The sequence below is a fragment of the Solwaraspora sp. WMMA2056 genome (assembly GCF_030345095.1).
GTDB lineage: Bacteria > Actinomycetota > Actinomycetes > Mycobacteriales > Micromonosporaceae > Micromonospora_E.
Genome location: NZ_CP128360.1, coordinates 3,268,921 through 3,293,888, shown reverse-complemented (window position 1 = coordinate 3,293,888; position 24,968 = coordinate 3,268,921). Strand labels below are relative to the sequence as shown.

Here is a 24,968-nt window from a genome sequence, read left to right as displayed (position 1 = left end):
GGCCGGCGCCCTCCGCCGTACCGCTGCGGGCCTCGCCGTACCGCTGCGGGCCACGTCGGAAGCGGGGTGGTCGGCGACTGATCGCGCCTACCCGCATCCGCCGCCGGCCCGGTAGGCGAAGATGTCGGTATGCGCATCCTTTTGGCCGGCGCGTCCGGCTTCCTCGGCACCCGGCTCGCGGCCCGGCTGCGTGCCGACGGGCACGACACCGTCCAGCTGGTACGCCGGCCGGCGCGCGGCCCCGCGGAGGTCACCTGGTCGCCGTCGTCGGGGCAGCTCGACCCGGCGGCGTTCGACGGCGTCCGAGCGGTGGTCAACCTGGCCGGGGCCGGGGTGGGCGACAAGCGGTGGACCGACAGCTACAAGGCGTTGATCCGGTCCAGCCGGGTGGACAGCACCGGTACGCTCGCCACCGCCATCGCCGCGCTGCCGGCGACCGACCGGCCCGCGGTGCTGCTGAACTCCTCCGCTGTCGGCTGGTACGGCGACACCGGCGACCAGCCTGTCGAGGAGGACGCCCCGGCCGGTGAGGGTTTCCTGTCCGACGTGGCCCGGGTCTGGGAGGCGGCGACCCGACCGGCGGAGGACGCCGGGGTACGGGTGGTGCGGCTGCGGACCGGGTTGCCGCTGCACCGCGACGGCGGTCTACTCAAGCCGCAGTTGCTGCCGTTCCGGCTCGGGCTCGGCGGGAAGCTGGGTAGTGGCCGGCAGTGGGTGCCGTGGATCGCGATCCAGGACTGGCTGTCGGCGGTCGTCTTCCTGCTGGAGCGTGACGACGTCTCCGGACCGGTCAACGTGGTCGGGCCGAACCCGGTGACCAACGCCGCGTTCGGCACCGCGCTCGGCGCGGCGGTGCACCGACCGGCGATCATGCCGATCCCGGCGTTCGCGCTGCAGATCGCGCTGGGCGAGTTCGCGGTCGAGGCGCTGCGCAGCACCCGGGTGCTGCCCGGGGTGCTGACCGGGGCGGGCTTCACCTACCGGTACCCGCAGCTGGCGGGGGCGCTACAGGCCGCCCTGCACGACGACTGATCGGCCGCCGGCCAGTACGGGCAGCAGGTCGTCGCCGATGGCGGTGATCAGCTCGCCGGTGGCGGCCGGCCCGACGCCCTCGACCATCAGCAACTGCCGGTGCACGCCGGTCGCCGCCGCGCTGGCGGTCAGCGTCGCCGCGCAGTCGACGGCGTCGCCGATCGGGTGGATCCGCAGCAGGTGGTCGACGTAGGCGTCGAGGTCGCGGTGCGTCGGCGGCGAGCCGTCGATCCGCACGTACTCCCGGGTGGTGGCCAGCCACGGCGGCAGCTCCCGACGCAGCTGACGCAGCGCGGCCGCCCGGTTGTCGGCGAGCCCGACCAGGTGGACCGAGGCGTGCGGCACCGTCGCCGGGTCGTGGCCGTGGTCGGCGGCCACGTCGGCGTACCGGGCCAGCAGCGCGGCCTTGGCCGTGTCGTCGTCGTGGACGCCGAGCAGCAGGGGCAGCCCCCGGGCGGCGGCGAGGGTGACCGTCGCCGGTGACGTCGCGGCCACCCAGATCGGGACCGGCCGGGCCGGCCGGGGCACCACCGGCACCGTACGGAAGCGGAAGAACTCGTCGTCGGCGGTGACCGTCCTCGCCCCGGACAGCCAGCGTCGTAGCAGGTCCAGGGAGGTTTCGAAGCCCCGCTGGTAGCGGTCCAGCCCGGTGCCGAAGACCTCCAGGTCGACCCAGGGCCCGCCACGGGCGACACCGAGCCGGAACCGGCCGCCGGAGACCGTGTCCAGCAGGGCCGCCTCCTCGGCCAGCGCGACCGGGTGCCGGTTGGACAGTACGGCGGCGGCGGTGCCGACCGTGATCCGGTTGGTGGCGCCGAGCAGGTAGCCGGCCAGGGTGGTCGCCGACGGGCACTGCCCGTAGGTCAGGAAGTGGTGTTCGGCGAGCCACACGCCGCCGAGACCGGCTGCCTCGGCGGCGCGGGCGTAGCCGACGGTGGCCGGCAGTCCGTGGGCCGCCAGCAGGAAGAGGTCCACCGCGGGCGGTCGCGGGTCGCCGGCCACCGGCGAGGTGGTCGGATCAGCAGTCACGCAGCTCGGGTGACTGGTTGCGGATCTGCGCGACCGGGGAGATGAACCGCTGGTAGGTCTCGCCGCCGACGGCGGAGAGCTTGAAGGCGGCGACCCGGTGGCAGTTCTGGAAGGCCAGTTTGACGCCGAAGTGCCGCTCCAGGCCGCCCCGGATCGCGTCGCTGGCCAGGGCCCGCAGCAGCTGACCACGTTCGGCCTCGCTGGGCGGCGGCACCGCGTGGTCGGCAAACTCGGCCGTGGTGCCCTGGGCCTGGGCGGCCACCTCGGACACCACCGACCAGGCGTACGGCAGGGACTGGCGTACGCAGTCGACGAACTCGGCGTCGTCGATCTGGCCGGCTTCGGCCCGCTCCAGCAGAGCGGCGGGTACGTCGAGGGACATGCTTTCTCCTCACGCAGGCGGTCAGCGGACCAGGAGGTCTGGCCCGAGAACGAACTCCGGGTCGACCTGGCCGGCGAGGTCCTCGCCGACCCGGTCGTTGGCCCAGGCGGTGGCGTTGCGCAGGTGGAACTCCACCGCCTGCCGGGTGTAGCTGGCCCAGTCCTTCACACAAGCATCGACGGTCGTACGCATCGTGTCCAGTGCGTCACGGTTGGTTGGCTCCATCGCGGTGATCGGCTGGTGCCGACCGCGTTCGGCCGCCTTGACGAACGCCGACCGACCGATCCAGGTCAGCAGGTCGTCGCCGACGTGCTCGCGCAGGAAGTCCACGTCCGACTCGTCGTCGATCTTGTTGCCGACCACGTGCACCCGCACGCCGTAGTCGCGGGCGTAGCCGACGTACTGCCGGTAGACGCCGACGCTGCGCACGGTCGGTTCGCAGACCAGGAAGGTCGCGTCGAAGCGGGTGAACAGCCCGGAGGCGAAGGAGTCGGCACCGGCGGTCATGTCCACGACCACGTACTCGCCGGGTCCGTCGACCAGGTGGTTGAGCAGCAGTTCGACCGCGCCGACCTTGGAGTGGTAGCAGGCCACCCCGAGGTCGTCGGTGGCGAACGGCCCGGTGACCGCCAGCCGGATGCCGGCGACCTCGCGCACCAGCGCGTCGTAGATCGGGTTGGCCCCGACCACGGTGAGCAGCCGGGAGCCGCGTCCGGGCGGGGTGGTCTTGACCATGGCGGCCGCCGAGCTGATCCGGGGATTGTCCCCGCGTAGGTATTCCTTGATGTCGGCCATGTGGTCGCCGAGCGCCGGCAGCAGCACCGCCTCGTCGTCGCTGGCCCCGAGGGCGGCGGCGAGATGCTGGTTGATGTCGGCGTCGATGGCCAGCAACGGCGACGGCCCGCCGTCGACCCCGACCGCCGTAGCCGCCAGGTGGCGGGCGAACAGCGCCGCGAGGGTGGTCTTGCCACTGCCACCCTTACCGACAAAACAGATCTTCACCGCAGGTCTCCCAAACATCTCAACAGGTACGCTTACATTGGAAGTCATTTCCAATAACTTCGTCAAGTCCAGGTACGGCACGGGCGTGTCGGGCGAAATTGGTAATCTCCGCCGGTGCCGACCGCCCCGTCCCCGCTGCCCGACACCGCCGCGTCCGACCCGCCGGCGACCGGCCGCCGTGCCCGGCCGGTGCTGCCCCGGCTGACCGGTCGACGCGCCGACCTGGCCGTGGTGCTGGTCGCGCTGGCGCTGGCCGGCTGGGTCACCAGCGGCCTGTGGGCCGACCCGAACGACCGGGCGATCACCGTCAACTCCAGCGACCAGGCGCTGTTCGAATGGCTACTCGGCTACGGCGCGTACGCGCTCACCCACGGCGAGAACCCGCTGTTCACGTACCTGCTCAACGCCCCGGACGGGGTCAACCTCGCGGTCAACACCTCGATCACCGTGTACGCGGTGCTGTTCGCCCCGTTGACGTTCCTGATCGGGCCGCCGGCCACCTTCCTGGTGATCCTCACCCTGAACCTGGCCGGCACCGCCGTCGCCTGGTACTGGCTGCTGTCGCGGCTGCGCACCGGGCCCGACGGCACCGGGGCCACCGGCGCCGAGGCCACCGGCACCGGCGACACCGGTCCGCCGTTCGTGCCGTCCCGGCTGGCCGCCGCCGTCGGCGGGCTGTTCTGCGGCTTCGCCCCGGCGATGGTGTCGCACGCCAACGCCCACCTCAACTGGACCGCGGGCTGGCTGGTGCCGATCATCGTCTGGCGGGTGATCGCGCTGCGCGGTCGCCCGGGGGCGCGACCGTTGGCCGCTGGCGGCTGGGCCCGCAACGGTCTGATCCTCGGTGCCTGCGTCGCCGCCGCCTTCTCCATCGCCGCCGAGGGCCTGTTCTTCACCGCCCTGGCCTGCGGGGTCTTCCTCGGCCTGTGGGCGCTGGACCGCAGCCGCCGCGCCGAGGTCCGCGACGCGCTCCCCCGGCTGCTGCGCGGCCTGGCGGTCACCGCCGTGGTGGCGACCAGCCTGCTGGCGTACCCGCTGTATCTGCACTTCCTCGGGCCGCAGGTCTTCCACGGCACCGGCTTCGACGCCCGGATCCACAGCGAGGACCTCCTCGCCTACGGGGCGTTCCCGGAGCGGTCGCTGGCCGGGGTGGCCGGGCTGGGCACCTCCTTGGCCCCGAACGAGACCGAGGAGAACAGCTTCTTCGGCGTACCGCTGCTGGTGTTGACCCTCGCCTGCCTGGCGCTGCTCTGGCGGGCCGCCGACCCCGGCCGCCGGGCCACCCTGCGGGCCCTGGCCGGCACCGCCGCCGTCTTCGCCGTGCTCTCCCTCGGCCCCCGCCTGAAGATCGACGGCACGATCACCGACATCCCGTTGCCGTACGCCCCGTTGGCCGGCGCACCGGTGTTCAACGCCGCGCTGCCCGCCCGGTTGGCGATGGTCGTCACCCCGATCGTCGGCATCCTGCTGGCCCTGGCGCTGAGCCTGCTCCGGCAGCGGCGGGCGGCGGGCGCGGGCACCCCGCGCCGGTGGCGGCTGTGGACCGCCGGGTACGTCGTGGCGCTGCTGCCGGTGGTGCCGGTCAGCCTGCTCACCGTCGAACGCGAGCCGATCCCGCAGTTCATCACCAGCGGCCAGTGGCGCGACCACGTCAGCCCCGGTGGGGTGCTCGCCCCGGTCCCGTTCACCCTCGACGTGCTGCCCGACGGGCAGCGCTGGCAGGCGTACGCCTTCGCCGATCGGCAGGGTGAGTTCGCCATCCCGTCGGGCTTCTTCCTCGGTCCCGGCGGACCCGACGGCCGGGGCCGGATCGGACCGGTCCCCCGCGCCACCGACGCGCTGCTGCACGAGGTCGCCCGCACCGGCGTGGTGCCGCCGGTCACCGACGCCGACCGGGCCGCCGCCCGCGCCGACCTGCGCTACTGGAACACCGAGGTGGTGGTGCTCGCCGACCGGGTGCACGGGGCGAAGTTCCCGGTCGACGCCGACGCCCTGCTGACCGCGACCACCGAACTGCTCGGCCCGCCGCAGCGGGTCGCCGACGTCTGGCTCTGGCCGGCACCCGACGGCGGCTGGTGAGCCGAAGGCGGTCTGGTGAGCCGGGCCACGGATCGGCGCGACCGGCGGGTAACGCACTACGCTGGACGACGTGACCAGCACCGTGTCCCGTCTGCGAAGTGTCCGCGCCGGAGTCGTCGACTACGGCACCGCCTGGCAGGAGCAGCGCCGGCTGCACGCCGCAGTGGTGGCCGGCGAGGAGCCGGACACCGTGCTGCTGCTGGAGCACCCCAGCGTGTACACCGCCGGCAAGCGCACCGAACCGTGGGACCGCCCGGTCGACGGCACCCCGGTGGTCGACGTCGACCGGGGCGGCAAAATCACCTGGCACGGCCCCGGCCAACTGGTCGGCTACCCGATCGTCCGGCTGCCCGAGCCGATCGACGTGGTCGCCTACGTCCGCCGGGTCGAGCAGCTGCTGATCGACGTCTGTGCCGAGTTCGGGCTCGCCGCCACCCGACTCGACGGCCCGAACCACAGTGGAGTGTGGGTGCCCGCCGACGAGCGCGGTCCGGCCCGCAAGGTCGCCGCGATCGGCATCCGGGTCGCCCGGGGGGTCACCCAGCACGGGTTCGCCATCAACTGCGACCCGGACCTCACGGCGTACGACCGGATCGTGCCGTGCGGCCTGCGCGACGTCGGTGTCACCTCGCTCGCCGCCGAGCTGGGTCGACCGGTCACCGTCGCCGACGTCCTGCCGGTCGTCGAGCGGCACCTGCCGACCCTCGGGTGAGCGAGCTCACCGCCACGGTGGCGTGAGCGGGGTCGCCCACGCACGCCGGTCGACCCCGGCCGGCGTAGGCTGACAAGGGTGACCATTGCTCCGGAGGGACGACGTCTTCTGCGCCTGGAGGCCCGCAACGCCGAGACCCCGATCGAGCGGAAACCACCGTGGATCAAGGTCAAGGCGACGATGGGGCCGGAGTTCACCCAGCTGCGCGGGCTGGTGCAGCGGGAAGGGCTGCACACCGTCTGTCAGGAGGCCGGCTGCCCCAACATCTACGAATGTTGGGAGGACCGCGAGGCCACCTTCCTGATCGGTGGCGACCAGTGCACCCGCCGCTGCGACTTCTGCCAGATCGACACCGGTAAACCCGCCGAGTTCGACGCCGACGAGCCGCGCCGGGTCGGCGAGTCGGTCGCGGCGATGGGGCTGCGGTACGCGACGGTGACCGGGGTCGCCCGCGACGACCTGCCCGACGGCGGGGCCTGGCTGTACGCCGAGACCGTCCGACAGATCCATGCCCTGCAGCCCGGCTGCGGCGTCGAGTTGCTGATCCCCGACTTCAACGGCGACGACCGGCAGCTCGACGAGGTTTTCGCCGCCCGGCCGCAGGTGCTCGCCCACAACGTCGAGACGGTGCCCCGGATCTTCAAACGGATCCGTCCCGGCTTCCGCTACGACCGGTCCCTCGACGTGCTCACCCGGGCCCGCGCCGCCGGCCTGGTCACCAAGTCGAACCTGATCCTCGGCCTCGGCGAGGAGCGCGACGAGGTCTCCCAGGCGTTGCGGGACCTGCACGACGCCGGCTGCGAGCTGATCACCATCACCCAGTACCTGCGCCCCACCCCGCGCCACCACCCGGTGGTGCGGTGGGTCAAGCCGGAGGAGTTCGTCGAGCTGCGGGACGAGGCCGAGCAGATCGGCTTCGCCGGGGTGATGAGCGGCCCGCTGGTGCGCTCGTCGTACCGGGCGGGGCGGCTGTACCAACAGGCGTTGCGCCAACGCGAGGCACAGCCGACCGCCGGCTGAACCGACTCGCGTCCGGCAACTAGACTGCCTCGCATGGCGAAACCCCAGGAGAAGGTGTCGTTCGGCCAGCGGCTGAAGCAGATCGGCATGGTGTTCTCGTTCACCGCCAAGCGCGACAAGTGGTTCATGCCGCTGGCGGTGGCCGCCGTCGTGCTGCCGCTGGCGATCACCGTGCCGGTGGTGCTGGCCTGGGGTTGGATGTGGCTGCCGATCGGCATCCTGCTCGCCCTGCTCGCCCTGCTGATCGTGCTCAACCTGCGGTCGAACACGGCGATGATGAACGTCGCCGAAGGGCAGCCGGGTGCGGCTGCCTCGCTGTTGGAGAACATGCGGGGCGACTGGCGGGTGACGCCGGCGGTCAGCTCCACCACCCAGATGGACATGGTCCACCTGGTGATCGGCCGTCCCGGGGTGATCCTGCTCGCCGAGGGCAACCCGCAGCGGGTCCGTGGCCTGCTCGGCCAGGAGAAGCGCCGGCTGGCGAAGGTGATCGGCAGCGCCCCGTTGTACGACTACGTGATCGGCACCGACGAGGGTGAGTTGTCCATCCGGAAGATGCGGATGACGCTGGCCCGGCTGCCCCGCAACCTCACCGGCCGGGACGTCAACGCGCTCGACAAGCGGCTGTCCGCCTTGTCGGCCCGGCCGCAGCTGCCCAAGGGCGCCATTCCGAAGAACATGCGCCCGCCCAAGGGGGCGTTCCGGCAGAGCCGGGGGCGCTGACCACCTGATCAGGGGAGGATCCCGATGGGCCAGGGCGTGCACATGCAGGAGCTGCCGGGTATCGGCCGGCGCTACGACGTCGATCTCGGTTCCAGCAGTCAGCGGGTGTCGGTGGTCGTCCGCCGCGACGGCACCCGTGACCTGTACGTCTTCACCTCCCGCTCGGACGAGCCGACGGCCGTGCTGGAGTTGACCGAGGAGCAGGCCCGCAAGGTCGGCGCGTTGCTCGCCGGCACCTTCTTCGAGGCGTGAGTCCGGACCTTCATGCACGCTGACCTGATCGGTCTGGGCGCCCTGGTGCTCATCGCCGGGCTGCTCGCCCGGGGTGGCCGCCGGCTCGGACTGCCCACCGTCCCCTTCTTCATGCTCGCCGGGATCCTGCTCGGCCCCGCGACGCCCGGTCCGGTGCTGATCGAGCATCCCGAGGACCTGACTCTGCTCGCCGCACTCGGGTTGGTGCTGCTGCTGTTCAGCCTGGGTGTCGAGTTCCCCGTCGAGCAGGTCCTGGCCAGCGGCCGGCGGCTGTTCATCGCCGCCGGCAGCTACATCGGGATGAACGTCGGTGCCGGCCTGGGGCTCGGTTTCGCCCTGGGGTGGGGCACCGCCGAAGCCCTGGTGATCGGCGGGGCGCTGGGCATCTCGTCGTCGGCGATCGCCACCAAGCTGCTGATCGAGCTGCGCCGGCTGACCAACGCCGAGACCCCGGTGATCCTCGGCATCATCGTCATCGAGGACCTGTTCCTCGCCTTCTACCTGGCGTTGCTCACCCCGGTGCTGTCGCCGTCGGGGTCCGCCGCCGGGCTGGTCGTCGACATCGCGGTCAGCTTCGGCTACCTGCTGCTGTTGTTCGCGGTGGCCCGTTTCGGGGCCCGGCTGATCGGCCGGCTGATCGGTAGCCACGAGGACGAGATCCTGGTGATCCTGGTCGTCGGGCTGGTGCTGCTGGTCGCCGGGATCTCCGCCGAGGTCGGGGTCTCAGACGCGATCGGCGCGCTGATGATCGGCCTGGTCATTTCGCGGACCACCGTACGGGAGCGGGTCGAGCGGCTGACGCTGCCGCTACGGGACCTGTTCGCCGCGGTCTTCTTCGTCGCGTTCGGGCTGAGCATCGACGTCGGCGAGCTGGGTGCGGTGGCCGTTCCGGTGGCGGTCGCCGTACTGATCACGGTGGTCGTGAACGTGACGGCCGGGCTGGTGACGGCGGCACTGTTCGGGTTCAACCACCGGGGCGCGGCCAACGTCGGGCTCACCGTACTGGGCCGGGGTGAGTTCTCCCTGATCCTGGCCACGCTGGCGCTGGCGGCCGGGCTGGACGCCCGGCTCGGGCCGTTCATCGCCCTCTACGTGCTGGTACTCGCGGTGCTCAGTCCGCTGCTGGCGGCGCAGTCGCGCTACCTGGCCCGGGTGTTCCCCGACCGGCTGCTGCGCTCGCGCTGGCGGTACGTGCGGGAGGAGACGATGAGCACCGCCTGCCGCCACCTCGACCGGGTGGCGGTGACCGAGACCGACACCCGCGAGTGTGCGTACTGCGCGGAGACCGGCGACGACTGGGTACAGCTACGGATGTGCCTGACCTGTGGGGCGGTCCGCTGCTGCGACGATTCGGTGAACAAGCACGGCACGGCGCACTTCGCCGAGACCGGGCATCCGCTGATGCGCTCGTTGGAGCCGGGTGAGGACTGGTGGTACTGCTTCGAGGACCGGGTGCTGGTCCGCCAGCCGGCGGACCAGGGCGCCCGGTCCGGCTCAGCCCGCGACGGTGACGACGACGGAGCCGGCGGCGCGGTCGTGCAGGCCGCGCCGCCGCTCGTCCATGATCAACGGCGGGACCACCAGGGCGAGTAGCAGTCCGCGTAGCAGAGCCCGGGGTACGCCGATCCGACCGCCGTCGGCGTCGGACACGCACCGGATCCGGGCCAGCCACATTCCGGGCGTCTGGGCGAACAGGCCGAGGAAGATGCCGTACTCGGCGATCAGCACCACGACGGGCGGCCAACCGGACCGGGCCGGGTCGGCGAAGAGTCCCGAGATGAGCACACAGAGTAGCCAGTCAATCACCAGCGCCCCGGTACGCCGGAGCAGACTGGGCACCTGCCCGTCGCCGGCAGCCGGACCCCGGGCCGACCCACCGGCGGGCGTGTTTGCGCTTGCCGCCACGCTGTCCCCCCCTCGCGATACCCACGAACGGCCAGAGTAGTCGGGGCCATCTGCCGTATCCTGCGGGGGACGATTGGCCGGGATCACGCTCCGCACGTGACGTAACACGGCGGAAACATTAGAGACATGGTGGGGCAACCCCACGGCCATAGCGTCGCGACCAGCATAGCCATCAGTGCGACGTGCCAGGAGGACGTGTGTTCGCCAATCCCGAGGAACTACTGCGGTACCTCAAAGACGAGGGCGTGAAATTCGTCGACGTACGCTTCTGTGACCTGCCCGGCGTGATGCAGCACTTCAATCTGCCGGTCGAGTCCGTCGACGAGGACTTTTTCACCACCGGCCTCGCCTTCGACGGGTCTTCGATCCGTGGTTTCCAGGCGATCCACGAGTCGGACATGCTGCTGCTGCCGGATGTCGCCACCGCCTTCATCGACCCGTTCCGGATCGAGAAGACGCTGGCGTTGAACTTCTTCATCCACGACCCGTTCACCCGCGAGCCGTACTCCCGCGACCCGCGCAACGTGGCGAAGAAGGCCGAGTCGTACCTCGCGGCCAGCGGCATCGCCGACACCGCCTACTTCGGCCCCGAGGCGGAGTTCTACATCTTCGACTCGATCCGCCACGAGACCTCGGCGAACCAGGCGTACTACCACATCGACTCGATCGAGGGCGCCTGGAACACCGGCCGCGAGGAAGAGGGCGGCAACCGCGGCTACAAGACCCCGTACAAGGGTGGGTACTTCCCGGTGCCGCCGGTCGACCACTACGCCGATCTGCGCGACCAGATCGTCCGCAAGCTGATCGACACCGGCTTCACCGTGGAGCGCTCGCACCACGAGGTCGGCACCGCCGGTCAGGCCGAGATCAACTACAAGTTCTCCACCCTGCTGCACGCCGGTGACCAGCTGCAGCTGTTCAAGTACATCGTGAAGAACACCGCCTGGGCCGCCGGCAAGACCGCGACCTTCATGCCGAAGCCGCTGTTCGGCGACAACGGCTCGGGCATGCACACCCACCAGAGCCTCTGGCTCAACGGTGAGCCGCTGTTCTACGACGAGACCGGCTACGCCGGCCTGTCGGACACCGCCCGCTGGTACATCGGCGGTCTGCTGCACCACGCGCCGTCGCTGCTGGCCTTCACCAACCCGACGATCAACTCGTACCGTCGGCTGGTGCCGGGCTTCGAGGCGCCGGTCAACCTGGTGTACTCGCAGCGCAACCGCTCCGCCTGCACCCGGATCCCGGTCACCGGCAGCAACGCCAAGGCCAAGCGGGTCGAGTTCCGCGTGCCGGACCCGTCCGCCAACGTCTACCTGGCGTTCTCGGCCATGCTGATGGCCGGCCTAGACGGCATCAAGAGCAAGATCGAGCCGCCGGCGCCGATCGACAAGGACCTGTACGACCTGCCGCCGGAGGAGTGGGGCGACGTCAAGCAGGTGCCGGGCTCGCTGCCGGCCGTGCTCGACTCCCTGGAGGCCGACCACGACTTCCTGCTGGAGGGTGGCGTCTTCACGCCGGACCTGATCTCCACCTGGATCGACTGGAAGCGCGCCAACGAGGTCGACCCGGTCCGCCTGCGGCCGACCCCGCACGAGTTCGCCATGTACTACGACTGCTGATCCACCCAGCAACGGCCGGCGGGGCCGGGTGCGAGCGTGACGCTCGCACCCGGCCCCGCCGCCGTTTCCCCGCCACCCCTCCCCCGCGACCCCTCCCCGACGATCTTGCACTTATCGACGGACAATCCCGACAAATCTTCGCGATAACCGCAAGATCGTCGGGGAACGGGTGGCGGTGCGGACGACAAGGACGGCGAGTAGCCCGCACATCGCGACCGTACCGGGGGCCTTGGTCATCGCCGCGACTCCGGAGCCGTCGGGGAGTACCAGAAAACAGCTCACCGCCGCCGGCAGGAGGAACCACCGGGTGCGGTACGCGGCGGCGGCGAGCAGCGCCAGCGGCCACACCAGATACCACGGGTAGAACACCGGGGCGGCCACCACCGTCGCGGCCAGCGCGACTCCGGCCCCGTACACCGCCTGCCCCCGGTCACCCACCGGCAGATACCGTCCGTGGACACGGCTGACCGGACCACGCCACCGGGCCACCGGTCCGCTGCCCCGCCACACCCACCACCACAGGGCCACCAGGAACGCGGCGAGCAGCACCAGCGCCGACATCCGTACGACGCCCACCGCCTGCGGCGCGCCGCCGACCGGACGGGCAAGATAGTCGATCAGCAGACCGACGGCGGTCGGCGGAGATGTCCACTGTCGAGAGTCACCGCTGCGGGTCAGCCCGACCACCCAGCCCCACCCCGACCCGACCAGCAGCGACGTCGCCACGACCGCCGCCACGACCCCGGACAGCACCGCCGCACCGGCCCGCACCAGTGCGGCGGGGCGGCGCACGCCGCTGACCGCCAGCACCACCGCGAACGGCACCACGACCAGCGCGGTCACCTTCACCGCCACCGCGAGGCCCAGCAGCACCCCGGCGGCCACCGGCATCAGCGCCGCCGCACCGCGCCCCAGCGCCCCGCCGGCGGGCGGGTCACCGTCGGCGTCCGGTGGTACCGGCCGGGCGACGAGCAGCCACAGCCCGGCCACCAGCAGACCGACCATCAACGCGTCGTTGTGCGCCCCGGAGACCAGGTGCACCAGCACCACCGGGCAGCCCAGCGTCAGCCACAACGCCCGCCCGCCCGGCAGACCACAGCGCCGAGCCAGCGCGGGCAGGGTGAGCGCCACCAGCGCCAGACCGGCCACGGCCGCCGCCCGCAGGATCAGCACCGTGCCGGTCAGGCCCACGCCTGCGGCGGCGGCGAGTCCGGCCAGCCAGATGAATACCGGACCGTACGGTGCCGGGGTGTCGCGCCACAGCGGGGCGACCGCGTCGAGCCAGGGGCAGCCCTGCCCGGCGACGCCGGCGTACGGATCCCCACCGGTGTGGTACGTCCACCCCTGGCAGGCGTACGAGTAGATGTCCCGGCTGGCCAGCGGCGGAGCGAGCAGCAACGGCACCGCCCACAGCCCGACGGTGACCAGCGCCCAGCGCGCCGACGGCACCCCGTGCCGGGCCGACCACCACGCCCAGACCAGCGCGGCGGTGCCGGCGGCCCAGGCGAGCACGCTGAGCACTCCGCGACCGCTGGTGAACACCGCCCAGCCGGCGGCCGGCGGGTCGGGCGACGCCCCGCCGAGCACAGCGGCCAACGCCAAGCCGAGCGCGCCGAGCAGCCCCGTCCAGCGGATGAGGTGATAGCGCGCGCCGGTGACCGGGGCGCGCTCAGGCACCAAGGACCCGTTCGGCCGCCGCCCGGCAGCGGCGGGCGGTCCGCAGATAGCCGTCGAGGAACTGGCCGGCATCGGCGGCACCGAGCAGCCGCACCACCCCGGCCAGCTCCGGTCCGTGCCGGGGCAGCTGGTCGCTGGCCCGACCCCGGACCAGCATCAGGGCGTCGCGGACCCGGGCGGCGAGGGTCCAGCCGGCCCGTAGCGCGGCGGCGTCGGCCGCGCCGACCAGCCCGGCCTCGCGGGCGGCGGCCAGGGCGACCAGGGTACGGGTGTCACGCAGCGCCGGCACCGCGTGCGCGTGGCGCAACTGGGTCAGCTGCACCGCCCACTCCACGTCGGCCAACCCGCCGCGCCCCAGTTTGGTGTGGGTGGCGGGATCCGCACCCCGGGGCAGCCGCTCGGTCTCCACCCGGGCCTTGATCCGGCGGATCTCCACGATCTGCTCCCGGCTCAGCCCGCCAGCGGGATAGCGCACCGGGTCGGCGACGGCGAGGAACTCCGCGCCCAGCGACGTGTCGCCGCAGACGAACCGGGCCCGCAGCAGTGCCTGTGCCTCCCACACCTTCGACCAGCGGGCGTAGTACTGCGCGTACGCGGCGAGGCTGCGCACCAACGGGCCGTTGCGGCCCTCCGGACGCAGATCGGCGTCGACGCCGAGCGGCGGGTCGGGGGCGGGCATGCCGAGCAGCCGGCGCAGCTCCTCAGCGACCGCGCGGGCCGCAGCGCTGGCCTTGTCGTCGGCCAGGCCGGCCGGCGGGTCGTAGACGAACAGCACGTCGGCGTCGGAGGAGTAGCTCATCTCGTACCCGCCGAGGCGGCCCATCCCGATGACGGCGAACCGCAGGCCGGCCGGCGGAGGTACGGTCGCGGTCGCCACCTGCAGCGCGGCGGCGAGCGTACCGTCGGTGACCGCCGACAGCCCGGCACCGATCGCGGCGATGTCGAGCGGGCCCACGTCGTCGCGGTCCGGAGCCAACGACCCGGCGCTGCGCAGTACGTCGGCACAGGCCAGCCGGAGCAGTTCCCGCCGGCGCAGGGCGCGCACCGCGCGGACGGCCGGCACACCGTCAACCGGTTGCCCACCGCCGGTACCGAGGTGTCGGGCGGCCACGGCGGCGAACCCCGCCGCGAGCTTCGCCGCGCTCTGCGGGGCCAACTCGGCGTCGACGGCGAGCATCCGCAGCGCCTCCGGCTCGCGGGCGAGCAGGTCGGCGACGTACCGCGACAGGCCGAGGGTACGGGCGAGCCGGCCGGCGACCGGGCCTTCGTCGCGCAGCAGCCGCAGGTACCAGGGGGTGCTGCCGAGTTTGTCGGAGACCTGGCGGTAGCTGAGCAGGCCACGGTCGGGTTCCGGGGCGTCGGCGAACTCCTGCAGCAGCACCGGCAGCAGGGTGCGTTGGATCGCGGCGGTCCGGGAGACCCCGCCGGTGAGCGCCTCCAGGTGCCGCAGCGCCCCGGCCGGGTCGGCGAAGCCGAGGACCTCCAGGCGACGGCGGGCCGCCTGCGGGGTCATCCGCAGCGACTCGGCCGGCACCCGGGCGACGGATTCCAGCAGCGGCCGGTACAGGAGTTTGGCGTGCAGCCGGCGTACCTCGGTGGCGTGGCTGACCCAGTCGGCCCGGAACGCCTCGACGGCGGACGCCCCCGGTGTCGGGGTGTAGCCGAGGGCGTGCGCCAGCCACCGTAGGGCGGCCGGGTCCGCCGGCACCGTGTGGGTACGCCGTAGCCCTTGCAGTTGCAGCCGGTGTTCGACGCCGCGCAGGAACCGGTAGCCGCGCAGCAGCGCCTCCCCGTCGGCCCGCCCGACGTAGCCGCCGGCGACCAGGGCGCGCAGCGCCGGCACGGTGCCCGGGGTACGCAGCGTCTCGTCGACCCGGCCGTGCACCAGCTGCAGCAGCTGGACGGCGAACTCGATGTCGCGCAGGCCGCCGGGGCCGCGTTTGATCTCCCGTTCCAGCTCCCGGGGTGGGACGTTGTCGATGATCCTGCGCCGCATGGCCCGGACGTCCTCGACCGCCTCGGGCCGTTCGGCGGCGTGCCACACCAGCGGCGCGAGCAGCCCGATCCACTCCTGCGCGAGGTCGCGGTCCCCGGCCGCCGGTCGCGCCTTGAGCAACGCCTGGAACTCCCAGGTACGGGCCCACCGCTGGTAGTACGCCAGGTGACTGGTGAGGGTCCGCACCAGCGGCCCACGGTTGCCCTCGGGCCGCAGCGCGGCGTCGACCGGCCAGGCCACCAGCCCGCAGATGTGGATCAGCCGGGTGGCCAGCGTGGTCGCCACGGTCAGGTCGGCGTCGTCGGCGGCGACGAAGATCACGTCCACGTCGGAGACGTAGTTCAGCTCGTCGCCGCCGCACTTGCCCATCGCCACCACCGCCAGGCGCGGCACCGGCGTTCCGGCCGGCAGCTCGGCCACGGCGATGTCGTAGGCGGCGCCGAGCGTCGCGTCGGCCAACGCCGAGAGGGCGGCCATCGTCTGTTCCAGACCACGCCCGCCGGTCAGGTCGGCGGCGGCGATCCGCAGCAGGGCCAGCCGGTACGCCCGGCGCAGCCCGGCGATCGCCGGAGGGCCGGTGGGTTCGCCGAACCATGCCGACCCCAGGTCGAGACTGCCGTCGGCGCACGGGGCGACGCCGTTGCCGCCGGTGGCCAGCTCCAGCCACTGCTGCGGGTTGGCGACCAGATGGTCACCGAGGCTCGACGACGCCCCCAGCACGGCGATCAGCCGCCGACGCAGCCCGGCGTCGGCGTGCAGGGCGGCCAGTACGGGCGAAGCGGCGTCGTCGGCGCGGTGCCGCTGCTCCGCCTCGACGAGCCGGTGCAGCTGCCGCAACGCCAGGTCCGGATCGGCGGCCCGCGACAGCGCGGCGAGCAGTTCACCCGCCGGCGGGTCCACCGGCTGCTGGGCGGTCGCGTCCCACAGTCGCAGCCCGTCCGGACCGAGCAGGTCGTCGGCCCGCACGGTGCCGGTGCCGGTGACGTCGAAGCCGTACCGGGCGAGTCTGCCGGCGGCGCTGGTCGGTCTGCTCATCGGTGCCCCTGGCCGCCGAGCAGCGGCAGGGTCCGGGGGACGTCGGCGCCCGGCAGCTGGCCGAGGGCGAGCGCGGCGAACCGGGCGGCGAACGGCTGCCAGACGTCCTCGATGTCGCCGAGCACCTCGACGCAGGCGTCCACCACGACGTCGGCGGGCAGCCGCAGCTCGGCCAGGACGGTGGAGCCGGCGGCCCAGGCGCTGATCATGTCGCGGTCGCATTCGATGTGGAACTGCAGCCCCCAGGCCCGGTCGCCGAGGCGGAACGCCTGGTGCGGGTAGTGGGTGGAGGCGGCCAGCAGCACCGCGCCGTGCGGTAGCTCGGTGATCTCGTCGATGTGCCACTGCAGCACGTCGGGGGCGAGTGGCACGTACCGGAACAGCGGGTCGGTGCCGGCGGCGTCCCGCTTGCCGACCAGGGCCGGCCCGATCTCCGGCCCGGCCGCGCTACGTTCGACGGTGCCGGCGTGCGCGGTGGCCAGCAGGTGGGCACCGAGCCCGATCGCCAACGTCGGGATCCGCTGGCGGACGGCCTTGCGCAGCAGCCCCTCCACCGCTGGCAGCCAGCCGGCGTCCGGACCGGGGTCGACCGCACTGGGCCGACCACCCAGGACCACGACGGCGGCGTACCCGGCCGGGTCGGCGGGGACCGGGTCGTCGGCGTACGGGCGGTGCACCTCGACGGGCAGACCGGCCTCGGTGAGCCACTCCCCCAGCCGTCGCAGGTCGTCGGTCGGGTCGTTCTCGATCACCAGCGCGCTACCCACGGGTCGAGGCTATCCAATCGGCGGCGGGTACGGCGGCAGGTGGTACCCGGCGCCGCCCCGGTCGCCACTCGTACGCGCCCGCCGACGCCGGCGCGTACCCTGACCGGGTGACCGGTCTGCTGTCGACGGGCGGGGTGCTGCGCCCGCCGGCGCTGCGCCCCGATGACGAGGTCCGGGTGGTGGCGCCGGCCGGCCCGGTGGCTGCGGAGCAGGTCGAGCGGGGAATGGCGGTCCTGGCCGGTTGGGGGCTGCGGCCCCGGCTGGCCCGGCACGCGCTGGGCCGCCACGGTTACCTGGCCGGCACCGACGAGCAGCGGGCCGCCGACCTCGTCGAGGCGCTCGCCGATCCGGCGGTGCGCGGTGTCTTCTGCACCCGGGGCGGCTACGGCAGCCAGCGGATCGCCGACCGGCTCGACCCGGCGGCGGTACGCCGGGATCCGAAGGTCGTCTGCGGCTACTCCGACGTGACCGCGCTGCACCTGGCGCTGTGGCGGACGGCCCGTCTGGCGGGCGTGCACGGCCCGGTGGTGGCCTGGGACGACCAGCGGTGCCCGGCGGAGTCCGCCGAGTCGCTGCGAACGGCGGTGATGGGCGCCGCGCCGACGGTCGTCGCCCGCTCGCCTCTGGAGGCGAGCGCACCGGTCGCCGTACCGGGTCGGGCGAGCGGCACGTTGCTCGGCGGCAACCTGTCGTTGCTGGCCACCTCGGTCGGCACGGCGGACCTGCCCGACCTGTCCGGCGCGATCCTGCTGGTCGAGGAGATCGGTGAGCCGCCGTACCGGGTGGACCGGATGCTGACCCAGCTGCGCCGCAGTGGCGTGCTGGCCGGCCTGGCCGGGGTCGCGCTCGGGCAGTTCACCGGCTGCGCCGACCGGCAGGGGGTCGACGTCGCGCAGGTGCTGGGCGAACGGCTGGGCGATCTCGGCGTACCGGTGCTCGGCGGGTTGCCACTCGGGCACGGACAGACACCACGCACCGTCGGCCTCGGTGTGCCGGCCACGCTGGACACCGTGGCCGGCACGCTGACGGTCGAGCCGGCGGTACGGCCGGCCTGAGCCGTCGGCACCGCACCGCCGGCTCAGCTGACGTCGCTGGCAGCCGGCTCAGCTCAGGTGATGCAGGCGCAGACGATCAGCGCTGCACCGAGGTGGGAGGCGGCGCTGACCCGGGCGGCCGGGTGCGGTTCGTCGGAGCAGATCACCACGCCGAGCCGGCCCGGGGTCAGCCAGTCCAGCACGACGAAGGCCAGCGCCATGACGCCCAGACCGATCAGCCCGAACAGGATGGTCGAGGCGAGTCCCTTCACGAACGACGGGTAGCTGGTGAGGATCGCGGTGAAGACGATCCCGGCCACGCCGAGCTGGTTGGCGGCCAGCAGCAGTCCGGCGTTGGCGTTGCGCTGCACCCAGATCAGCTCCCGCAGTTTCCCAGGAGTCAGCCAGTCGACCACCACGAAACCGGCGGCCATCAGCGCGATGCCGACCACCCCGAACACGATGCTCTGCCAGGCTCCGCTGAGCAGGTCCTCCCACACGCGACGTCCCTCCCCTTCCGCCGCCGGGGCGGCGGCAGTGTCGGGAGGGACGATAGCGGCCCCGCGCCAGCCCTGGCGCGGGGCCGGCGTCAGCCCGGCGGCCGTACGGTCAGAGCGCCCCGAGGTAGCGTCGACGCTCGTACGGGGTGACCTCGCGGCGGTACTGCTCCCACTCGGAGCGCTTGTTGCGCAGGAAGAAGTCGAAGACGTGCTCGCCGAGCACCTCGGCGACCAGCTCCGAGCGGGACATCACCTCGATCGCCTCGGAGAGGTTCTCCGGCAGCGACTCGTACCCCATCGCCTTGCGCTCGGCCGCCGACAGCGCCGACACGTCGTCCTCGGAGCCGGGCGGCAGCTCGTAGCCCTCCTCGATGCCCTTCAGGCCGGCACCGAGCATGACCGCGAAGGCCAGGTACGGGTTGGTCGCCGAGTCCAGCGACCGGACCTCGACCCGGGCCGAGTTCGGTTTGCCGTACGCCGGCACCCGCACCAGGGCGGAGCGGTTGAGGTGCCCCCAGCACACGTACGCCGGGGACTCGGTGATCCGGTCCGGCAGCGCCTGCGGGAACAGCCGCTTGTAGGAGTTGACCCACTGGTTGGTGACGGCGGTGTACTCGGGGGCGTGCACCAGCAGGCCGGCGATGAACGCCTTGGCGACCTTGGAGATCTTCATCGGGTCACTGGCGTCGTGGAAGGCGTTGCGCTCACCCTCGAACAGCGACAGGTGGGTGTGCATGCCGCTGCCGGGCTGGTCGGTGAAGGGCTTGGGCATGAAGGTCGCCGCGACGCCGTGCGACAGGGCGACCTCCTTCACCACGTGCCGGAAGGTCATGATGTTGTCGGCGGTGGTCAGCGCGTCGGCGTAGCGCAGGTCGATCTCCTGCTGGCCGGGGGCGACCTCGTGGTGGCTGTACTCGACCGAGATGCCGATCCGCTCGAGGGCCAGCACCGCCTGGCGGCGGAAGTCGCGGGCCACCGCGTGCGTGGTGTGGTCGAAGTAGCCGCCGGAGTCGACCGGTACCGGGGTGGAGCCGTCGGTCGGGCTGCTCTCCAGCAGGAAGAACTCGATCTCGGGGTGGGTGTAGAAGGTGAAACCCTTGTCCGCCGCCCGCGACAGGGCCCGGCGCAGCACGTGCCGGGGGTCGGCCCAGGACGGCGTACCGTCGGGCAGCAGGATGTCGCAGAACATCCGGGCGCTCTCGCCACTGACGCCGCCCTCGAAGGGGAACACCTGAAAAGTGGTGGGATCCGGCATGGCGACCATGTCGGACTCGAAGACCCGGGCGAAACCTTCGATGGCGGAGCCATCGAAGCCGATGCCTTCTTCGAATGCTGCCTCGAGCTCAGCCGGCGCGACCGAGACGCTCTTGAGCGTGCCGAGCACGTCGGTGAACCACAACCGAACGAAACGGATGTCGCGCTCTTCCAGAGTACGGAGCACGAACTCCTGCTGACGGTCCACGTCTACCCCTCGTGACACTGGTCTGCCCGGACCGGTTCCATTCTCCGCGCTGGTGCCCTCCAACGCAGGACCAGGTGCTGTCGGCTCCCACCTGAGCAGCCCAGTCTTTCCCGACCTCGTTACGCCGACGTTACGGGACCACTCCGGTCACGCACGTGCCGGGGCCGACCCACAACCCACACCGTTCCGGCGCGTTAGTCCCAATCGGCACGAAAGGGGATATTAATGCAACGGCCGCACCGCGTACCGGGATACCACCGTACGGTCACCAACTGGTCGGCACTGACCCGTTACGCGATGAGCCGCTCCGCCCTCGGCGGCGGGCTCGCCGCCGGACTGGCCGTCGGCACCATGGTCGGCGTACCCCCTGCCGCACCGCCCGGCGACGATCCGGTCACCACGCCGTCGCGCGTCGTCGCCACCCAGCCCGATCCCGGTGCCGTCCTGCTCGCCGCCGCCGACCTGCCGGCCGGCTACCGCCCCGTCACCGCGACCGGCCCGACCACGACCGATGGCGGGGGCGGCACGACCCCCACCGCTGACGACGATGGCGACACCGGCTGCCGCCGGCTCTTCGAACGCCCCTGGTCGCCGGCGGCCGACGGCGACCGCCCCGCCACTGATCAGCTGGTGGCCCGGTACCAGGGCCCCGACGGCGCGACGCTGCGCCAGTCGCTGACCCTGCTGGATCCGGTGGCGGCGGGCGCCGCCGCCGCCGACTGGGACACCGTCGCCAGCCGCTGCGTCAGCTTCGCCGCCCACCTCGACGACGGCACCCCGGTGACGGTCCGGGTGCACCGCCGGGAACGGGTGCCGGTCGGCACGGCCTGGTCGCTGCTGATCAGCGTCACCGACCGTACGGATGACGGCCCCGGACCGCAGACCGGCTACCTCGCGCTGGCCCACGACGACGGCCTGCTCGCCACCGTGCGCCACCTCGGCCCGGTCGGCGCGGTCGCACCGGGTGACGCCGCCGCGCTGCTGACCCGGGCCACCGCCAAGGTGGATCCGGCGGCCCCGCTGCTGCGGCACACCGCCGGGTGACCGTTGCGGTACACCGGTGACCCCTGCGGCGGTGGCGTGACCCCGGTGACGCTGCCCGCCGCCGGTGCGATTGACTGCCGCACCGGTGGGGGAAGATAGCGTCATGCCGACGCTGCGCATCGCTCTCGCCCAGGTCAACCCGACGGTAGGCGACCTGTCGGGCAACGCCCGGCTGGTCCGCGACACCGCCCGTACGGCGGTGGAGGCCGGCGGCCAACTGGTCGTCTTCCCGGAGATGATGCTCACCGGCTACCCGGTCGAGGACCTCGTGTTCCGGGAGTCGTTCGTCGCCGCCTCCCGTACCGCCATCGGGCGGCTCGCCGCCGACCTGGCCGCCGACGGCCTCGGCGAGGTGCCGGTGCTGGTCGGCTACCTCGACGCCGACGGACCGGCGGCGATCAGCGCCGAGGCCGACCCGGGTCGCGGGCCGCGCAACGCCCTCGCGGTGCTGCACCACGGTACGGTCGTCGCCACCTACCTCAAGCACCACCTGCCCAACTACGGCGTCTTCGACGAGGACCGCTACTTCGTGCCGGGCACCGCGCTGACCGTCGTCCGCGTCGGCGGCGTCGACGTGGCGTTGACCATCTGCGAGGACCTGTGGCAGGCCGGCGGTCCGTTCACCGCCGCCCGGCGGGCCGGCGTCGGCCTGGTCGTCACGGTCAACGGATCACCGTACGAGCTGGACAAGGACGACGCCCGCCTGCCGCTGGTACGTCGCCGCGCCGCCGAGGCCGGCGCAACGGTCGCGTACGTCAATCTCGTCGGCGGGCAGGACGAACTGGTCTTCGACGGCGACTCGATGATCGTCGCGGCGGACGGCACCCTGCTGGCCCGTGCGCCCCAGTTCGTCGAGCACCTGCTGCTGCACGACCTCGACCTGCCGGCCGCCGACGCCCCGGCGCGCGACGTCGACGCCGCCACCGCGACGACCGACGCCGGGGAGGCCGCCGCCGAGGACGGGATGGACATCGACCGGGTGACGATCGGTGGCCCGCTGCCGGACCCGGGCGGCAACCCGGCCCGTGGTGGGATCGCCGCGCCGCTGCCGACCGAGGCGGAGATCTGGTCGGCGCTGGTGCTGGGCCTGCGCGACTACGTCCGCAAGAACGGCTTCTCCTCGGTGGTACTGGGGCTGTCCGGCGGCATCGACTCGGCGGTGGTGGCGACGATCGCGGTGGACGCGCTCGGCGCGGACCGGGTCGTCGGGGTGTCGCTGCCCAGCCAGTTCTCCTCCGAGCATTCCCGCGCCGACGCCGCCGAACTGGCCAAGCGGACCGGGCTGGACTACCGGGTGGAGCCGATCCAGCCGATGGTGGACCCGTTCCTGGCCAACATCTCGCTGTCCGGCCTGGCGGTGGAGAACCTGCAGGCCCGGGTGCGCGGGGTGATCCTGATGGCGCTGTCCAACCAGGAGGGTCACCTGGTGCTGACCACCGGCAACAAGAGCGAGCTCGCGGTCGGCTACTCCACTTTGTACGGCGACTCGGTCGGCGGGTTCAACCCGATCAAGGACGTGTGGAAGACCCTGGTGTGGAGGCTGGCCCGGTGGCGCAACGACGACGCTCTCCGGCGCGGCGAGGAACCACCCGTCCCGGAGAACTCGATCGCCAAACCGCCCAGCGCCGAGCTGCGCCCCGGGCAGCTCGACACCGACTCGCTGCCCGACTACGCGGTGCTCGACGCGGTGCTCAGCGGATACATCGACGGCGACGCCGGCCGGGACGACCTGATCGCCGCCGGGCACGACCCGCAGCTGGTGGACCGGGTGCTGCGGCTGGTGGATCTGGCCGAGTACAAGCGCCGGCAGTCCGCGCCCGGGGCCAAGATCTCCATCAAGGCGTTCGGCCGGGACCGCCGGCTGCCGATCACCAACCGGTGGCGTGAGCCCGGTGACGGCTGACACCCGGATGAGGTGTGAATTCCTGCACTGAAGCCTCTCCGCGTCGGTGCGGGCGGTGGCACGATCGGTGCGTACCCCGGGGACCGCGACCGCGGCCACGAGGGTGAGAGGAGACGACGATGTCCCGATCGACGCCAGGTGCCGGGCTGCCGGCTGCCGAGCCCACCGAGGTGGTCGCGCTCTACGGCGGCCCGGTCAGCCGCCGGGTCCGCACCCGTGACCTGATCGCCGCGAAGGAACGCGGCGATCGGTGGGCCATGCTCACCTCGTACGACCAGTACACCGCCGCGATCTTCGACCAGGCCGGCATTCCGGTGTTGCTGGTCGGCGACTCCGCGGCGAACAACGTCTTCGGCCACGAGACGACCGTGCCGGTCACCGTCGACGAACTGCTGCCGCTGGTCCGGGCCGTGGTCCGGGCAACCCGGGGCGCGCTGGTCGTCGGCGACCTGCCCTTCGGCTCCTACGAGGAAGGGCCGACCCAGGCGCTACGGACCGCAGTGCGCTTCATGAAGGAGGGCGGCTGCGGCGCGGTCAAACTCGAGGGCGGCCGGCGGGTCGCCGACCAGATCGCGGCGCTCACCGGGGCCGGTATCCCGGTGATGGCGCACATCGGCTTCACCCCGCAGCGGGAACACACCATCGGCGGCTACCGGGTACAGGGGCGCGGCGACGCCGCCGACGAGGTGGTCGCCGACGCGCACGCGGTGGCCGAGGCCGGCGCGTTCGCCGTGGTGCTGGAGATGGTCCCCGGCGAGGTCGCCAAACGGGTCACCCACGACCTGCCGGTGCCGACGGTGGGCATCGGCGCCGGCCCGGAGACCGACGCGCAGGTGCTGGTCTGGCAGGACATGGCGGGGATGCGTTCCGGGCCGACCCAGCGGTTCGTCAAGACCTACGCCGACCTGGCCGGAGTGCTGGCCGACGCGACCCGCAGGTACGCCGACGACGTCCGAGGCGGCCGGTTCCCCGCCGCCGAGCACACCTTCTGACCGTTGCGGCACGGTGCGCCGACCGCTTGGGCACGGCGCGCCGACCACCGCCGACCGTCGCGGCGGGGCCGGGGAGCCGGCCCCGCCGCCACGGTCTCAGACCTCGGTGACCCGTACCCCGGAATGGGTCTTGTACCGTCGGTTGATCGCGATCAGGTTCGCGGTGAACGCCTCGATCTGGTGGGCGTTGCGCAGCCGGCCGGCGTAGATGCCCCGCATCCCCGGAATCCGGGCGGCCAACGCCGCCACCACCGCGACGGCGTCGCGGTCCTCGGCGCAGATCAGCACGTCCAGGTCGATCCGGTCGATCGCCGGATCCGCCAGCAACGGTGCGCTGACGTGGTGGAACGCCGCGCAGACCCGCGAGTCCGGCAGCAACGCGGCGGCCTGCTGCGCGGCGCTGCCCTGCTCGACGGGCAGCGCGTACGGCCCCTGCTTGTCGAAGCCGAGCGGGTTCACGCAGTCGACCACGATCCTGCCGACGAGCTGCTCGCGCAACGCGACGAGGGTGGCCTCGTGCCCTTCCCAGGGCACCGCGATGATCACCACGTCGGAGTCGGCGCAGACCTCGTCGTTGCCGCCCCCGCTGATGGTGTCGGCGGGCACCCCGGGCAGGGCGGCGATCTCGGTGGCGGCGGCGGCGGCGCGGGCCGCGTCACGTGAGCCGATCCGCACCCGCTGGCCGGCCCGGGCGAACCGGTACGCCAACCCGCGCCCCTGGTCGCCGGTGCCGCCGATGATGCCGACCGTCAGCCCCATGACGTCGGGCAGTGTGCTGGCGTCGTATCCCATCAGGCCAT

The 24,968-nt window shown here is 72.7% G+C and carries 22 protein-coding genes; 12 read left to right on the top strand and 10 right to left on the bottom strand.

The window, feature by feature from the left end; genetic code table 11:
• The first annotated feature begins 129 nt into the window (after positions 1 to 129).
• Entirely contained in the window at positions 130 to 1,032 is a 903-nt protein-coding gene (locus O7608_RS15065) for a TIGR01777 family oxidoreductase (protein WP_289210566.1), read from the top strand.
• Here the strand turns inward: O7608_RS15065 and O7608_RS15060 are convergent.
• From O7608_RS15060 to O7608_RS15050, 3 genes are read right to left on the bottom strand one after another with little or no spacing between them, the layout of a single operon-like run.
• Entirely contained in the window at positions 1,006 to 2,061 is a 1,056-nt protein-coding gene (locus tag O7608_RS15060; protein WP_289210565.1) for an LLM class flavin-dependent oxidoreductase, read from the bottom strand. The two genes, O7608_RS15065 and O7608_RS15060, sit on opposite strands and share 27 nt — an antisense overlap.
• Complete coding sequence (locus O7608_RS15055; RefSeq protein WP_282228397.1) at positions 2,051 to 2,443, bottom strand: SCO5389 family protein; 393 nt, start codon at positions 2,441 to 2,443, stop codon at positions 2,051 to 2,053. The genes O7608_RS15060 and O7608_RS15055 overlap by 11 nt, the downstream gene beginning before the upstream one ends.
• Positions 2,444 to 2,464: 21 nt before the next feature.
• Positions 2,465 to 3,445: an ATP-binding protein gene (locus O7608_RS15050; protein ID WP_289210564.1), complete on the bottom strand. Its 981-nt coding sequence runs from the start codon at positions 3,443 to 3,445 to the stop codon at positions 2,465 to 2,467.
• 114 nt (positions 3,446 to 3,559) lie between these two features.
• Here O7608_RS15050 and O7608_RS15045 point away from each other — a divergent pair, with 114 nt between their 5' ends.
• From O7608_RS15045 to O7608_RS15020, 6 genes are all read left to right on the top strand, one after another.
• Entirely contained in the window at positions 3,560 to 5,524 is a 1,965-nt protein-coding gene (locus O7608_RS15045; protein ID WP_502959201.1) for a DUF6311 domain-containing protein, read from the top strand.
• Between the two features lie 70 nt (positions 5,525 to 5,594).
• Entirely contained in the window at positions 5,595 to 6,236 is a 642-nt protein-coding gene (gene lipB, locus O7608_RS15040) for a lipoyl(octanoyl) transferase LipB (protein WP_289210563.1), read from the top strand.
• Positions 6,237 to 6,314: 78 nt separating this feature from the next.
• Positions 6,315 to 7,256 carry a lipoyl synthase gene (gene lipA, locus O7608_RS15035; RefSeq protein ID WP_289210562.1) on the top strand — a complete coding sequence of 314 codons (942 nt, stop codon included), beginning with the start codon at positions 6,315 to 6,317 and terminating at the stop codon, positions 7,254 to 7,256.
• Positions 7,257 to 7,289: 33 nt separating this feature from the next.
• Positions 7,290 to 7,979 (top strand): DUF4191 domain-containing protein, encoded by a 690-nt coding sequence (locus O7608_RS15030; RefSeq protein ID WP_289210561.1) that lies wholly within the window; start codon positions 7,290 to 7,292, stop codon positions 7,977 to 7,979.
• Between the two features lie 24 nt (positions 7,980 to 8,003).
• Entirely contained in the window at positions 8,004 to 8,231 is a 228-nt protein-coding gene (locus O7608_RS15025; RefSeq protein ID WP_289210560.1) for a cation:proton antiporter regulatory subunit, read from the top strand.
• 12 nt (positions 8,232 to 8,243) lie between these two features.
• The gene (locus O7608_RS15020) at positions 8,244 to 9,824 is read left to right on the top strand and encodes a cation:proton antiporter domain-containing protein (RefSeq protein WP_289210559.1); all 1,581 of its coding nucleotides are present in this window, start codon (positions 8,244 to 8,246) and stop codon (positions 9,822 to 9,824) included.
• Here O7608_RS15020 and O7608_RS15015 read toward each other — a convergent pair.
• On the bottom strand, positions 9,726 to 10,136 hold the full coding sequence (locus O7608_RS15015) for an RDD family protein (RefSeq protein ID WP_502959200.1): 411 nt from the start codon (positions 10,134 to 10,136) through the stop codon (positions 9,726 to 9,728). The two genes, O7608_RS15020 and O7608_RS15015, sit on opposite strands and share 99 nt — an antisense overlap.
• 197 nt (positions 10,137 to 10,333) lie before the next feature.
• On the opposite strand from O7608_RS15015, the gene glnA (O7608_RS15010) reads away from it, so the two are divergent.
• Positions 10,334 to 11,758 carry a type I glutamate--ammonia ligase gene (glnA, locus tag O7608_RS15010; RefSeq protein WP_289210558.1) on the top strand — a complete coding sequence of 475 codons (1,425 nt, stop codon included), beginning with the start codon at positions 10,334 to 10,336 and terminating at the stop codon, positions 11,756 to 11,758.
• A gap of 111 nt (positions 11,759 to 11,869) precedes the next feature.
• Here the strand turns inward: glnA (O7608_RS15010) and mptB are convergent, their stop codons facing one another.
• From mptB to O7608_RS14995, 3 genes are read right to left on the bottom strand one after another with little or no spacing between them, the layout of a single operon-like run.
• The gene (gene mptB / locus O7608_RS15005) at positions 11,870 to 13,507 is read right to left on the bottom strand and encodes a polyprenol phosphomannose-dependent alpha 1,6 mannosyltransferase MptB (protein WP_502959199.1); all 1,638 of its coding nucleotides are present in this window, start codon (positions 13,505 to 13,507) and stop codon (positions 11,870 to 11,872) included.
• Positions 13,428 to 16,466: a bifunctional [glutamine synthetase] adenylyltransferase/[glutamine synthetase]-adenylyl-L-tyrosine phosphorylase gene (locus O7608_RS15000; protein ID WP_289210556.1), complete on the bottom strand. Its 3,039-nt coding sequence runs from the start codon at positions 16,464 to 16,466 to the stop codon at positions 13,428 to 13,430. Before O7608_RS15000 ends, mptB begins: the two co-directional genes overlap by 80 nt.
• Positions 16,463 to 17,233: a type 1 glutamine amidotransferase gene (locus tag O7608_RS14995; RefSeq protein WP_289210555.1), complete on the bottom strand. Its 771-nt coding sequence runs from the start codon at positions 17,231 to 17,233 to the stop codon at positions 16,463 to 16,465. The genes O7608_RS15000 and O7608_RS14995 overlap by 4 nt, the downstream gene beginning before the upstream one ends.
• 119 nt (positions 17,234 to 17,352) lie before the next feature.
• Here O7608_RS14995 and O7608_RS14990 point away from each other — a divergent pair, with 119 nt between their 5' ends.
• Positions 17,353 to 18,288 carry a S66 peptidase family protein gene (locus tag O7608_RS14990; protein ID WP_289210899.1) on the top strand — a complete coding sequence of 312 codons (936 nt, stop codon included), beginning with the start codon at positions 17,353 to 17,355 and terminating at the stop codon, positions 18,286 to 18,288.
• 53 nt (positions 18,289 to 18,341) lie between these two features.
• On the opposite strand, the gene O7608_RS14985 is transcribed toward O7608_RS14990, so the two are convergent.
• A complete protein-coding gene (locus O7608_RS14985; protein ID WP_289210554.1) occupies positions 18,342 to 18,767 on the bottom strand; it encodes a DUF350 domain-containing protein in 426 nt (141 codons plus the stop codon).
• A 109-nt stretch (positions 18,768 to 18,876) separates the two neighbouring features.
• Positions 18,877 to 20,229: a type I glutamate--ammonia ligase gene (glnA, locus tag O7608_RS14980; protein ID WP_289210553.1), complete on the bottom strand. Its 1,353-nt coding sequence runs from the start codon at positions 20,227 to 20,229 to the stop codon at positions 18,877 to 18,879.
• Between the two features lie 225 nt (positions 20,230 to 20,454).
• Here glnA (O7608_RS14980) and O7608_RS14975 point away from each other — a divergent pair, with 225 nt between their 5' ends.
• The 3 genes from O7608_RS14975 to panB all read left to right on the top strand — a co-directional run bounded on the left by O7608_RS14975 (position 20,455) and on the right by panB (position 24,168).
• Positions 20,455 to 21,273 carry a hypothetical protein gene (locus O7608_RS14975; protein ID WP_289210552.1) on the top strand — a complete coding sequence of 273 codons (819 nt, stop codon included), beginning with the start codon at positions 20,455 to 20,457 and terminating at the stop codon, positions 21,271 to 21,273.
• Positions 21,274 to 21,376: 103 nt separating this feature from the next.
• Positions 21,377 to 23,176, top strand: a complete 1,800-nt coding sequence (locus O7608_RS14970) for an NAD+ synthase (protein WP_289210551.1) — start codon at positions 21,377 to 21,379, stop codon at positions 23,174 to 23,176.
• A gap of 119 nt (positions 23,177 to 23,295) precedes the next feature.
• On the top strand, positions 23,296 to 24,168 hold the full coding sequence (panB, locus tag O7608_RS14965; protein ID WP_289210550.1) for a 3-methyl-2-oxobutanoate hydroxymethyltransferase: 873 nt from the start codon (positions 23,296 to 23,298) through the stop codon (positions 24,166 to 24,168).
• 96 nt (positions 24,169 to 24,264) lie between these two features.
• Here the strand turns inward: panB and npdG are convergent, their stop codons facing one another.
• Positions 24,265 to 24,960 (bottom strand): NADPH-dependent F420 reductase, encoded by a 696-nt coding sequence (gene npdG / locus O7608_RS14960; protein ID WP_289210549.1) that lies wholly within the window; start codon positions 24,958 to 24,960, stop codon positions 24,265 to 24,267.
• Between the last annotated feature and the right edge of the window lie 8 nt (positions 24,961 to 24,968).